At 59.8% G+C, this 12,784-nt stretch carries 13 protein-coding genes; 4 read left to right on the forward strand and 9 right to left on the reverse strand.

Going from position 1 to position 12,784, the window contains the following annotated elements:
* Positions 1-337 precede the first annotated feature (337 nt).
* From SFUM_RS02390 to SFUM_RS02410, 5 genes are all read right to left on the reverse strand, one after another.
* Positions 338-1,132 (reverse strand): uracil-DNA glycosylase, encoded by a 795-nt coding sequence (locus tag SFUM_RS02390; RefSeq protein ID WP_011697339.1) that lies wholly within the window; start codon positions 1,130-1,132, stop codon positions 338-340.
* Positions 1,110-2,342, reverse strand: coding sequence for a bifunctional phosphopantothenoylcysteine decarboxylase/phosphopantothenate--cysteine ligase CoaBC (gene coaBC / locus SFUM_RS02395; RefSeq protein ID WP_041439630.1), 1,233 nt, complete (start codon positions 2,340-2,342; stop codon positions 1,110-1,112). Before coaBC ends, SFUM_RS02390 begins: the two co-directional genes overlap by 23 nt.
* 362 nt (positions 2,343-2,704) lie before the next feature.
* On the reverse strand, positions 2,705-3,283 hold the full coding sequence (locus SFUM_RS02400) for a hypothetical protein (protein WP_041439636.1): 579 nt from the start codon (positions 3,281-3,283) through the stop codon (positions 2,705-2,707).
* Positions 3,284-3,546: 263 nt separating this feature from the next.
* Positions 3,547-4,194: an MBL fold metallo-hydrolase gene (locus SFUM_RS02405; RefSeq protein WP_011697342.1), complete on the reverse strand. Its 648-nt coding sequence runs from the start codon at positions 4,192-4,194 to the stop codon at positions 3,547-3,549.
* Positions 4,195-4,200: 6 nt separating this feature from the next.
* The gene (locus SFUM_RS02410) at positions 4,201-4,725 is read right to left on the reverse strand and encodes a nitroreductase family protein (RefSeq protein WP_011697343.1); all 525 of its coding nucleotides are present in this window, start codon (positions 4,723-4,725) and stop codon (positions 4,201-4,203) included.
* Between the two features lie 327 nt (positions 4,726-5,052).
* Between SFUM_RS02410 and SFUM_RS02415 the strand changes: the two genes are divergently transcribed.
* The 4 genes from SFUM_RS02415 (at position 5,053) to mlaD (ending at position 7,764) form a co-directional block, all read left to right on the forward strand.
* A complete protein-coding gene (locus SFUM_RS02415; protein WP_011697344.1) occupies positions 5,053-5,415 on the forward strand; it encodes an STAS domain-containing protein in 363 nt (120 codons plus the stop codon).
* 138 nt (positions 5,416-5,553) lie between these two features.
* Positions 5,554-6,342: an ABC transporter ATP-binding protein gene (locus SFUM_RS02420; RefSeq protein ID WP_041441484.1), complete on the forward strand. Its 789-nt coding sequence runs from the start codon at positions 5,554-5,556 to the stop codon at positions 6,340-6,342.
* A gap of 135 nt (positions 6,343-6,477) precedes the next feature.
* Complete coding sequence (locus SFUM_RS02425) at positions 6,478-7,254, forward strand: MlaE family ABC transporter permease (RefSeq protein WP_011697346.1); 777 nt, start codon at positions 6,478-6,480, stop codon at positions 7,252-7,254.
* A gap of 15 nt (positions 7,255-7,269) precedes the next feature.
* Positions 7,270-7,764 (forward strand): outer membrane lipid asymmetry maintenance protein MlaD, encoded by a 495-nt coding sequence (gene mlaD / locus SFUM_RS02430; protein WP_011697347.1) that lies wholly within the window; start codon positions 7,270-7,272, stop codon positions 7,762-7,764.
* Positions 7,765-7,873: 109 nt separating this feature from the next.
* Here mlaD and SFUM_RS02435 read toward each other — a convergent pair whose 3' ends face one another.
* The 4 genes from SFUM_RS02435 to SFUM_RS02450 form a co-directional block, all read right to left on the reverse strand.
* A complete protein-coding gene (locus SFUM_RS02435; protein ID WP_011697348.1) occupies positions 7,874-8,197 on the reverse strand; it encodes a DUF6684 family protein in 324 nt (107 codons plus the stop codon).
* Positions 8,198-8,396: 199 nt separating this feature from the next.
* Positions 8,397-9,362 (reverse strand): L,D-transpeptidase family protein, encoded by a 966-nt coding sequence (locus tag SFUM_RS02440; RefSeq protein WP_011697349.1) that lies wholly within the window; start codon positions 9,360-9,362, stop codon positions 8,397-8,399.
* 123 nt (positions 9,363-9,485) lie between these two features.
* A complete protein-coding gene (locus SFUM_RS02445; RefSeq protein WP_083763914.1) occupies positions 9,486-10,481 on the reverse strand; it encodes a 5-formyltetrahydrofolate cyclo-ligase in 996 nt (331 codons plus the stop codon).
* Positions 10,460-12,781, reverse strand: a complete 2,322-nt coding sequence (locus SFUM_RS02450; protein WP_011697351.1) for a cysteine synthase — start codon at positions 12,779-12,781, stop codon at positions 10,460-10,462. Before SFUM_RS02450 ends, SFUM_RS02445 begins: the two co-directional genes overlap by 22 nt.
* Positions 12,782-12,784 lie beyond the last annotated feature (3 nt).

Here is a 12,784-nt window from a genome sequence, read left to right on the forward strand (position 1 = left end):
CCCCGGGGATGTCTGCTCAAAGACATCGTACGCGCTTCACCCTGAATGGTACAATACCGGACCTGCCAAAAAGGTCCCGCGGCAGCCGGCGCCCAGGGTATCGATACCTGCGGGCGGGGGTGCCGTGCCGTCGGCAACGCACTCGCCGGGCTGAAAGAGACGCGCATGGACAGGCGCGGGTCTTTCAGGAAAAGCCCTCGGCGGGTGGAGCTCAATCCGTACCGCCGGATGGCGAGGAGCCGGGCTCCACCGATGTTCTCCTATCAAGGCGCGTTCAAGATTACACAACACCTGCCCAGCGGGAGCTGACGCGGGCAAGGATAGACCCCGCCCCTTGCTACGGACCGATGTGCCGGTCAGACGCGGGGGAGGGCTTTATGCCCTCCCGCCCAATGCCGCCATCTTGAACGCAACCGGTTTTCAAGAGGTCGCGCACCAGGATCAGGTCCTCCCAGGCTGCAGCCTTCTGCGCCGGCGTGCGCAACAGGTATGCGGGGTGGAACGTGCAAATCAGCGGAATTCCCCGCCAGTAGTGTACGCTCCCTCTCAGCCTGGAAATGCTGCTGCCGGTACCGACCAGCGTCTGAGCCGCGCACGCGCCCAACGCACAAATAACGCGCGGTCGAATCGCTTCGATCTGCCTGATCAGAAAAGGCCCGCACCTGGCGATTTCCTCGGACTCGGGAGTCCGATTCTTCGGAGGACGGCATTTGACCACGTTACAGATATAGACAGCCTCCCTGTGGAATCCGAGGGCCTTGATCATCTGGTCGAGCAATCTGCCCGCCCTGCCGACGAAGGGCCGTCCCTGTCGATCCTCCTCCAAACCGGGTCCTTCTCCCACGAAAACCAGCGGGGCGTGCGCCGAACCTTCTCCGAAAACGATTCGAGTCCTCTCCGAGTGGAGCCGGCAACGGCGGCAACCCTCCAACTCCCCGGCAATCACCGTCAGGCCGCCCGCCGGGTCCGGCTCCTGCTCGATCGCCTTTTCGGGCTCCGGCAAGCCAACGGCGGGATCGCTCCAAGCCGCCGCCCAATCCTCGATACCGGCAACCTGCAGACCGGTCATCACCAGTCGCAATTGACGCAACGTTTCGGCAATATCTCGCTCAGTCTTCCCGGACGGCGTCATCGTGTTCCCCCTTTCCAAGCTGTTGCTCCACGCGATCCATAACCATTTCGGCCACTTCCTCCTTGGTCAGGCAGGGCAGTTCGGTGATGGTGCCGTCACGGTCGAGGATCTTGACCTGGTTCGTATCGGAGCCGAATCCGGAGCCGGACTGGGTGAGATTGTTCGCCACGATGAAGTCCAGGTTCTTCTCGATGAGCTTCTCTCGGGCATTTTCGATCAGGTTCTCGGTTTCCGCCGCAAAGCCCACCAATACCTGGTGTCTGCCGCCGGGGCGCGACCGCCCGAGCGCGGCGAGGATGTCCGGATTCCTGGTCAGCCGGACGGCTTCCTCGCCGGCGATCTTCTTGATCTTCTGCGGCGCCTCCTCCGTCGGGCGAAAATCGCTGACCGCGGCAGCCATGACGATGGCGTCCATCCCCGGCGCGAGGGCAAGCACGGATTCCTGCATTTCACGCGCGGTAACCACCTTGCTGAGTCGCACACCCTGAGGCGCGGCAAGCGTGCTGGGGCCGGAGACCAGGTGCACCTCGCCCGAGCGTCTGGCAGCAACCGTGGCGAGCGCATATCCCATCTTTCCGGTGGATGGATTGCTGATGAATCGAACCGGGTCGAACGGTTCCCAGGTAGGGCCCGCGCTGACCAGGATCCGCCTTCCGGCAAGGCTCGGGGCGGTGAGCAAACGCCTGGAAGCCTCGAGGATGTCGGGAATATCGGCCAGGCGGCCCGTTCCTTCTTCCCTGCACGCAAGGCTTCCCACCGCGGGAGGCAATACATGGCAGCCCAGTTCCCGCAATGTGGAGAGGTTGCGTTGCGTTGCCGGATGTTCGAACATCTTCACGTTCATCGCGGGACAAACGAGCACCGGCGCCGTCGTGGCGAGTAGTATCGTGGTGAGATAATCGTCGGCGATTCCGGAAGCCATCTTGGCCATCAGGTTGGCGGTGGCCGGAGCCAGGACGACCAGATCCGCCCTGCGGGCCGCTTCGATATGCCCGATTCGAGATTCGTGTTCCAAGTCGAACAGGTTGGTGAGAACGGGCCGGCCCGACAAGGCCTGAAGAGTGAGCGGCGTGATGAATTCCCGGGCATTCGCCGTCATCACCACTTGTACCGCTGCCTGCGCCTTCACGAAGCAGCGTACGATCTCAGCGGCCTTGTATGCCGCGATGCCGCCGCTGACGCCCAGTAGAATCGACTTGTCCTTGAGCATGCAATCCCTTCCCGTGTCCCACCTGATTGGACCATTGCCCATGGCACGCCCCGAAGAGCGCGGGCTGAAGCGGTTCCGGAATGCGCCGTCCCAATGAAACCCGACGGCTTGCCGGCCTGCCTGCATCGATCCGCCACCGTCATCCCGCCCTGCGTCGGGAACGCATCACCCGTTTGGGCGGGCTGGGGTTTCACGGCCATCGAACCGTCGTGATCGGAAGCGCCGCAGCGGGGCATGGAAGCGGCCGTCCTCACTTGCGCGCAAGCGGGTGTCCCCATGGAAATATCGGCCTTCCGGCTTATGCCGCGCCGGCGGTCGTCTCCACCATACGGACGAGCGGGCCGGACACGGGTTCGATCGATTCAGACTTGACTTCCGGCCGGCGCAACCAATATCTCCACGTATGTATAAAACATTTTTTCATACAGATTAATGATACAGGTTCTGTCCGGCTTGTCAAAAATCAGAACGGAGCGCTTGTAACGGAAACCGCCCTTGAGTTTCCAGTGCTCCCGGGGCAATGCCATCTGGAAAAAGTTGATGAGCGAGTTGACGTCGACCCGCCCCCTCAGGGTCAACAAACCGGCTTTGAGCGCACCCGCCTGAAACACGTATGAGTCCTTGGACACCAGGTCCAGCTCGGAAGGGATCGGAATGTCCTGAAAATCGTAGAACTGGGGCCGCGGCGCAGTCGGAGTCGGAGTCGGAGGTGGAGGGCTTGGAGGAGCGGCTGCGGGGGGCGCGCTTGCCACGGGCGTATTCGCCGGGGGAGCACTCGCCGGAGGCTCGCCGGGCGGGGTGTCCGGTTCGGACGACTGAGCGACGGGGTTGGGGGGAGGGCTCGACTGGCCTACTCCAAGACTGCCGCACCCGCCAAGGGAGATGATGAGGATGGCTGCGCCAATGACGATCATCATTCGGTAGTGCTTCGGCATCTTCATTCTCTTGCCTCCATATCCTTGGTCGACGAGTCTTTCAATGGTGTCCCGCGGGCTCGATATCGATAAGACCGGATCGGACAATCCCCGGGTGAAGGAAAACCACCCCTCCACCGAGGCTCCGGAATCGGCCCGGATTTCCGGACCCCGTTCCCCCGAACGGCCAACGCAGGCGACCGGGCCTGCTGTCCCGGCAGGCGAGCCTGTCCCGGAACGGGTCGCGCCCGACATTGGGAACGTCGGAAGCGTCCTCATCGGAACGGGATTCAGCGAAAAAACGGGTTTGTCCTCATCTCCCGTTCTACTGTGGTCCCGGGACCGTGTCCGGGATAAACCAGCGTGTCGCCGGGCAGTGTGAAAATTTTTTCCTTCACCGACCGGATCAGCCGATCGTGCGAACCGCCGGGGAAGTCGGTCCTGCCGATGGAGCCGGCGAATATTGTGTCGCCGACGAAAATGCTTTTCGCTTCAGGGAAATACACGGATACGTGTCCCGGCGTGTGACCGGGGGTTTCGATCACCGACAAACGGATCGGACCGAAGTCCAGGACATCGCCTTCCTCCAGGGTGCGGTCCGCCGCGAACCGCGGGACGTGCGCACATGCAAGGTCGTCCAGGCCGATCATGTGGTCGTCGAGGAGCGGCTGATCCTTCGGGTGGAGGAAGATCTCCCCGCCGAGTTCCTCCTTCAGGCTCCAGGCTCCCATAACGTGGTCGATATGAGCATGTGTGATCAGAATGGCGACCGGCTGAAGCCCGAGTGCCCCGATGCGTCCGGCAATGCGCTCTCCTTCCGCCCCCGGGTCGATGACCACGGCTCGATGAGAGCGTGTTTCGCCGAGGACATAGCAGTTTGTCCGGAACATGCCCACCGGAATATGTTCGAGGACGATCCGCAAATCCTGGGACGGCATCGAGACCTACCTTTCGAGTAAAATGAGCTCTTCCAACGGGCGCCGGTGGGAAGTCTGGTTCCGGTGGGCCGGCACGCCGACCGCGACTACCGCCATGAGCTCGAGGCGTTCGGGCAGTTCCAGTACTTCAAGGATTTTCTCCTTGTTCTTGAGTATCTCTCCGATCCAGACCGCCCCGAGCTCAAGCGAGTGGAGCGCGAGCAGCAGGTTCTGGATGCACGCGCCGACAGCCTGGCAGTCTTTCACGTAGTCATAGGAGCTCTCTTTGTCCATGAACACGGGAATCAATACCGCGGAAGACCTGAGAACCGTCGCATACCGAGTCAAGGCGCCTATCTTGTCTTTCAGCACGGGTTCCCACACGAGTGCGAAACGCCATGGCTGGTTGTTCAGACCGGAGGGCGCCCACGAAGCGGCTCGCAAAGCTTCCACGATCAACCTGCGGTCGACGGCGGCATCCGTGAATTGCCGGACGCTGCGGCGGGCAAGTATTGTCCGGATCGTATCCGTTTCAGTCGTAACCCCACTCACTGCGGGACCTCCATGTTCTTGCGGCTCAATAAACGGTCTGTGCCGAAAACAGGGCACATAGGCTCGCAAACAGTGAAAAGCAGTATAGTGAGGAAAACACGGTCAGGTCAAGCAAGGTGCACAAAACCGAGTAAAAAGCATTTCTTACATCGGAAGGTGTTTTGGGATACACAAAAGAGCCTTTGTCAAATATAATTCCCCTTCTTGACTGAAGCGCCGTTCATTTTGGGATCGCCGGACCGATTCGTATTGAATCGCCAGAAGGGTTCGACGTGTTGTGACCTGCGAGGGGAGGGCGCTTCGGGCGGTTGCTGCGGGAGGGCAAGAGTGAGTCTCGAGGTTTATTGGGAGGAGCACAGGCCTGTTGTGGAACTGGGGGGAGTTCTCGACCGCGAGTCGGTCCCCGGCATCAGGAAGGTCCTGTTGCGTCTGGTGAAGGCTAAGGGGATCAAGGACTTGCGTATCGACCTTGCGGAAGTCGAGAGGATGGACACCTCCGGTGTCGCCATGCTGGTGGAGGTTTTAAGGGTCCTTTCGGCAAGGAAGGGGAAAGTGCACTTGACCAACCCGAGCGAACCCGCCACGCGGATGATCCGACTGGCGCGCCTCAACGGGGTCTTCGAGCAGGGCGCCTCGGGGCCATTGGCCGCCTCCGGCGCAGGCCCGCAGCGGCGCGATTCTCGCGGGTGAGCTGAGGGCGGTTCGCGGGGATGGCGCGGGTGATCGTCATGCCTTGTGGCGACGGCGCAGCTCACGGCGGTTCGCGGGGATAGAGAAAAGGGGTTCGACAAAACCTTTCAAACGGGGCGTTGGGCACGGGAACTGGAAATGGATTCTTCCGACATGATCGTCGTCGATCGACTGAACAGCCGTTACCGCGGGCACCAGGTGCTCTACGATGTGAGTCTCACCATTCCCGGGAGCCAAGTGACGGTGATCATGGGGGTGAGCGGGTGCGGCAAGACCACCCTGTTGCGCCACCTGGTGGGACTCAAACGCACCGATCCGGGCAGGATCTTCATCGAAGGGGAGGATTTGGGGTCCTTCGACGGACGGCAGTTGGAGGACTACCGGCGCAGGGTCGGAATCCTGTTCCAGAGTGGAGCCTTGTTCAATTCCATGACCGTCGCCGAGAACATCGCCGTTCCTTTGAAGGTCCATACCCGGCTGGCGGACGAGACGATCCGCCTCATGGCCCTGATCAAGCTGAACATGGTCGGACTGTCCGATTTTTGCGACTTCATGCCCTCGCAGTTGAGCGGCGGAATGAAGAAGCGGGCGGGGATGGCGAGGGCACTGGCGATGGATCCCGAAATCCTGTTCGTGGATGAGCCTTCCTCCGGCCTCGATCCGATCACCGCCGCCGGATTGGACAGGCTGATCCTGGACTTGCGCGAGGCCCTGGGGATGACCATCGTGGTGGTTACGCATGAGCTGGAAAGCGCGTTTCAGATTGCCGACCAGATCATCGTGATGGACCAGGGGCGTCTCCTGGCGTCCGGCACCCCTGAAGCGATCAGGGCGAACACGGATGAGCGGGTCGTCCAGTTTCTGCAAAGGCGGGCGGATTCGGGACAGACCGGGATCGAGAACTATCTCTCCAGCCTGTTGGGTTGATGCGCGGAGTTATCGGGCGGGGAAGGTCCCAAGCGCGAAATGCCTATTGTATTTGACGGTATTCATGAGGAGAAATCGAGGCATGATCGATACCGGAAGGGGTGAAGGCGGGGCGAGGAGGGCGCGGTGTTCGAAATGATCCGTTCCCTCGGTGCCTACACGGTCGTCCAAGTGGGATTTCTCGGCCGTCTCGGCCTCTTTCTGGGCCGAATGCTCGCGGGCATAACCAGGCCTCCCGGAAAATTCCTTTCCGTCGTCAAGCAGATTCAGTTCATCGGGACCAAGTCGTTCCTCGTCATCGGCTTCACCGCGATATTCACGGGGATGGTACTGGCACTGCAGGGATATTACGCCCTGGCCAGCGTGGGATCGGAGGGGTGGCTCGGCAAGGCGGTCTCTTTGAGCCTGATCCGCGAGCTGGGGCCCGTGCTGACGGCCCTTATGGTTACGGGCCGGGCCGGCTCCGCCATGTGCGCGGAAATCGGCATCATGAGGATTGACGAGCAGATCGACGCCATCGAGTGCATGGCGATAGACCCTCATTCCTATCTGATCACCCCCAGGCTTCTGGCAGCGCTGATCGCCCTGCCTCTGTTGACGGCGTTTTGCGACGTGGTCGGGATCGTCGGCGGGTACCTGGTCGGCGTCAATCTCCTGGGGGTGAATGCCGGCGCCTACCTGGACAGCATGGAATCAAGCGTGGTGTGGAAGGACGTCTACATGGGGATCGTGAAATCGATCTGCTTCGGGGTCCTGATCATCTGGATCTGCACCTATAAAGGTTATTATGCGGGGGTCGATGAAAACAACTTCGGCCCGGAGCAGGTGAGTCGCGCCACGACCAACGCCGTGGTGCTTTCGTCGATTTCCATTCTCGTCTGCGACTATGTCGTGACGTCGGTGTTGCTGTGAGCAGGGGTTGATACGATGGAGCGAAGAGGGTTGGAATTCGGTGTCGGATTGTTTTTACTGATCGGTTTGGCCTGCCTGGGGTACCTGTCGTTCAAGCTCGGCCATCTGAATCTGTGGGGAGGGTCTGACTATCCGGTCACGGCAAAATTTTCCACGGTGGCCGGACTGAAGGACAAAGCCAAGGTGTTCATGGCCGGCGTGGCCATCGGCGAGGTACAGAGCATCGGCCTGAAAGACGGAGAGGCGGTGGTTACGCTCTCCATCAACAAGGACGTCAAGCTGGAAGATGACGTCATCGCCAGTATCAAGACGTCGGGGCTCATCGGCGACAAATACGTGTCCGTCACCGCGGGGGCCTCCGACCAGTACATCAAGCCGGGCGGCGCCATAAGAGACACTCAGCCGCCGCTCGATATCGAAAACCTGCTGGGCAGGTTCGTGTTCGGCAGTGTGGAACAGCCCAAAGGGCAGGGCGGGGAAGGCAAACAGGACGACGGCGCGCTGCGGTAGCCCGTTTCCCGCAAACGAAGCGAGAAACGAAAGCGAGAGACGCAATGAAGAAAAAAGAAAAGCCGGCGGAAAGCCCGCCGGCTTTACAAAGCATGATGAGTTTGCGAACTTACTTCTTCATCTTTCTCATCAGCATCTGTTCGCACTTGTCGGCGGCGGCTTCGGCCCTGCGAGCGGCTGCCTCGGCCTTCTGAGCGGCTGCTTCAGCGGCCCTGGCGCTGGCGGTGCAGGACTGCTCAATAGCCTGAGCCTTGTCGAGAGCTGCCTGGCAAAGATCGGCGCACTTCTTGCAATCGGTCGTGGCGCAACAGCCGGAAATCATGGTAAAAGCCAAAGCCACTACAAACAAAACTGCCATTATTCTCTTCATAACTCTTTCCTCCTTAAGAAACCAATCGAAACCAAAAACTGAACCACCTCTCCTCTGTACCACACTAAACGATTAGGGCTGCTTGTCCTCTCACCCCCTCTCTTCGCTCGAGAATCGCCAGTAATTGTCCACATTCCTTACGCTACTTCCACGAGTATTTTCAATAAAACGAACAAATGCTACGTCAGAACTTTTATAAAATCAAGAAATTTTTCTTCCCGGGACAAGGAGGTCCCCCATCTCGCGCCAGGACTGGGACGATTTATTCCTGAGAAAATTCAACAAGTTTTAGCGAATTATCGTCAGGCGACAATCGCGTTACATTCGTAGGGACACCATTTTGCAATGTCAGAGCCATCGTAAATTTCTTTCGATCTACTTGCTTTTCCAGAGGATATTGAGCAAGTTTGTCAAAGCCGTACTGAATGTAGTCGGGAATCTTCCGGTACACGTCGGGGTGAGCCTCCACGAAAACCTGCCCGTTCTTCTGCCCGAACTTGATGGGCTCATAGATCATCTCCAGCTTGTATCCCACCGGAACCTGCGGGTAGAGGATCCGGATGTGTTCCGGATAGCACCTGATGCAACCGTGACTCACCAGTCTGCCCACCCCCCAGGGCATCGCCGTGCCATGCACTCCGTAGGCTCCGGCGGAGAACTTCATCATGAATTCCCCCAACGGATTCTCCGGACCCGGGGGCATCTGCGCCATTCCATATTTTTCCTGCAGGGACGCCGGGATATACCAAGTCGGGTTGGGGCGCTTCTCGGTGATGCTGAACGTTCCGATCGGGCTTTCCCATCCTTCGTCGCCGATTCCGATGGGATAGGTTTGCACCGCATTGCCGGATTTGTCAAAAAAATAAATCCTCAGTTCCGGAACATTGATCACCAGTTGCCGATGCTGCGTCGGGGGCAACACCCAAAACGTGGGGACTGCAATACGCTTGCCCGCCGGGGGTATCCATGCGTCCATGCGCGGGAACAGAAGATCGACTTCATTGTATCCCAGGCCATAGCGCCTCGCGATATCGAGCAGGGTATCCTTGGGTTTCACAGTGCACCATGAAGGTTCTCCCACCACCGTCAAGTCGGGGATGCGGTAATTGTACCGGGTGAGCGTCGCTGTGAATACCTCGTCCTCTTCTTCGTCGGCATAGGCGGGTGGGGAAACAAAAAGCGAAATTGCGATCAGGAGTTGCAGAAGCAAGAGAGCCCGGTTCTTCATGGTCCGATTCCCTGTTAATTAAGTAAGCTTGTGATGCCTGTCAAGATGCGCCGTACAATAGAGACTATGGGCGGCCAGATCAAGAATTTTCTCGAAAGAGGCCGGCTTTCGGGTCAACGATGGTCAACTTCTCGCGCGATAGAGAAAAAACAGCGCATCGTTGCGCTTTATCTGCTTCAACGACAGCCTGTCCCATTGAATCCCGATCCGGGCCTGCGCCGTAGCCGGCGTGCGTTCCATGCGGCTGGGCGTCACAATCCAATGGATCTCCACATCGCCGGGCTTCATGGGAACAGAAGGCACAACCCGGCAATCCTCCACGAGGCCGACCACTTCAAAGGCCGGGTGGAGCCATCCAAGGGAGCTCAGGATCGCGCACTGCAAATCCAGATGGCCTGAACCGTCCCCGAGTCGCCCGCCATCGCGGCCCACCATCAAACCTTCGGTCACTATCAAGTCAATGAGAAACCCCGGCGGTTCCCGGTAGGGCATGCGCGTCGCGAAAGGGTTTTCCGGACCCGGCTGAACGGCGGAATGCCTCTGTCTCGGCGGAATGAACCCGGGCTCGACGACGACAAAACCCTTGTGGAGTCCCGGAGTCGGCATGACGAGCCTCTTCCTGTCGGTGAGCGCGTTCAACCTGACCTGGTAAAGAGAAGAGACCGGAGAGATCATCACCGATTGCGCTTCCCTGTAGCGGGGAAGATGTCTCAGGCGCTCTGCCGCTTTTCCCTGCGCACCTTCGGGCGGTAGTGCCGGAGATCGGCCCCCGGCCGACAAAAAGCTCGTTCGCAGTTGATCTTTCCGTGAAACGATGTCCGCAATATCCAACGGGTGCATTACCTCCCGGCCCCGGATCGCGTCATTGCCCATGCATCGGCGGCGACAGAGCGCCGCGGGACTCTCGGGCCGCACGACCCGGTTTTCCGGAAACGGGGCCTGCATACGCTTGCTTCGCACTTTAACCGGTGATTGCCCATAAGACAAGAATGCGGGTCCCGGCTGGGCTGACGCCTCCGACCGCGGCGTGCGTGGAGCGGGGTTCGGCTCGGCCCCGCGGGGAGGGTCGAGGGCCTCGGCGGAATCGGCTTCCGGGGTCAGTGTTCGACTCTTTCCCATCGGGTCCCGAGAGGAGTGTCGATCACCTTCAGCCCACGCTGGAGCAACGTCTCCCTGATACGATCCGCGGTATCCCACTCCCCTGAGCCTCGGGCTTTCTCACGCCTGTGGATCAATTCCTGGTCGTCCTCGGACAAAGGCTGCAGCTCCAGGTCGAAAATGCCCATGATTCCATTGATCTTGTAGAACACGTCCGTGATCTGGCGGCGTTGGGCTTCGCTGAACTCCTCGCGGTCCAGAATCGGGTTGAACTGCCGGATGAAACGAAACAGGCATGCGAAGGCCCGGGGCACGTTCAGATCATCGGCGAGCGCATCGAAGAACCCCTGCTCGAGGGCGTAGATCATCTCGGGCAGCAGCTTGTGATCTTGAGACGCCGTCCGGGCGTGCTGCACGCGATGGATGAACTCTCTCAAGCGGTGGTATCCGCGCCGGGCATTGTCGATATTCTCCGGGGTGACGTGGATCGGCTTTCGATAGTGGTTGCTCAGCAACCAGTACCGGACTTCGATGGGTGAATACCCCAGCTTGTTCAATTCGCGGATGGGGGTTTCCTCGCTCAGCCCGTCTTCCCGCTTGACGTCCGCGCCTGACCACATGCGCTCGCTCAGCATCCAGACATTGGCGAATGGTTTTCCCGTGAGGGCATGACCGATCTCGCGCACGTTCTCGAGGTGCGGAAACAGGAAGTCCACGCTGCTCACCTGGATGTCGATGGGGGCGCCCAGCTCGCGCAGAGCAACGGAGGCCGCCGCGATATGCCACGTTGGGATGACGTTTCCCCAGTCGGTCTTGAGGCACACCCCGCGCTTGAGCTCGGCGAGGGTGGCGCGTTTGAGCAGGGCAAAATCCCTGGGATTCAGTTTTTCATAGGCGTCGAGATCCACCGTCGTGCCGATTCGGATCTTCTTCAGGTTGACCCTGGAGAGGGCTCCATAGTCCTTGCTGCCGGACAGGTTGAAGTACACGGACCGGAGCTTGTCGTAAGCCAACCCCTTGTTGACGAGGGTCTTGGTGTCTTCCGTAATGGCGTTGATGTGCTCCGAAGAACGGGGATAGCGGTAGGCCCTCTTGACGGCGAGTCGATCCAGGTCCTCGAGAATCAGGTCGAGCTGCTGCCGCGTGTAGGCGGAGAGCGGCATTCTTGAGGCGAGGGACCCACCGATCGTGCGGCTGTCGAGATCGGGAACCTGGACGACCTGTTCCACCGAGAAACTCTTGGCCGTGAGAAATCGAGCCAGGAAATCCGCCAGCAGGAACCGGCGCGATTCGCCGAGGGTCAGGGGATTGTCGAGGGGCGGGCCGGTAACGCAAATTCTCACTTTACCCTCGACCACGGGCTTGAAGTCGACTTTTTTCCTTTCGAGGAAGTTGAAGAAATGAAAATCGGGTTCCAGGAGCGTGGTGAAGAGGTTGGTGCTCAGATACCGGTCCCCGCCGTCGGGCAACACGGCCACGACGATGCCCTCCCGCATTTCCTCGGCCACTCTGACGGCTATGGCCATGGCCGCCCCGGAGCTCATACCGGTGAAAATCCCTTCTTCCCGCGCGAGGCGCCTGGCCATTTCGAAAGCATCCTCGTCCTTGATATGGATGATCTGATCCAGGGCGTGCCGGTCGAATATTCCCGGGACATAGGACTCTTTCATGTTCTTGAGCCCCTGGACGCGGTGCCCCGGGTAGGGCTCAACCCCCACAACCCTGATGGCGGGATCCCGCTCCTTCATGGCCTGGAGTATACCCATGGCCGTCCCGGTGGTTCCCAGCGTGACCACGACCGTATTGACCTTGCCTTCGGTCTGTTCGAAGATCTCCGGGCCGGTACCGAAATGATGAGCCGCGGGGTTGGCCGGGTTGTTGAACTGGTCGGGCATATAGTAGCGGTCGGGGTTTTCCCGGACCAGGCTGTATACCTTTTCAATGGCGCCGTCCGTGCCGAGGTTTCCGGGAGTGAGCAGAATCTCCGCGCCGAGCGCCTTGAGAATCTTCTGCCGCTCGAGACTGGCCGTCTCGGGCATGGCAAGCATCAGCCGGTACCCCTTCACGGCGGCGACAATCGCCAGGCCGATCCCCGTGTTGCCGCTCGTGGCCTCGATGATGATCTTCTCGTGAGTCAGCAGGCCGTCGCGTTCGGCCGATTCAATCATGAAGAGCGCCGTGCGGTCCTTGATGGAACCGCCGGGGTTCTTCGCTTCCAGTTTCGCATACAGCGTGACCGCGGGGTTCGGGTTCAACCGGTTGATGCGGATCAGAGGCGTGTTGCCGATAGATTCAAGAACGTTTGAAAAGACAGTTTTCATCGC

The organism is Syntrophobacter fumaroxidans MPOB (assembly GCF_000014965.1).
GTDB lineage: Bacteria > Desulfobacterota > Syntrophobacteria > Syntrophobacterales > Syntrophobacteraceae > Syntrophobacter > Syntrophobacter fumaroxidans.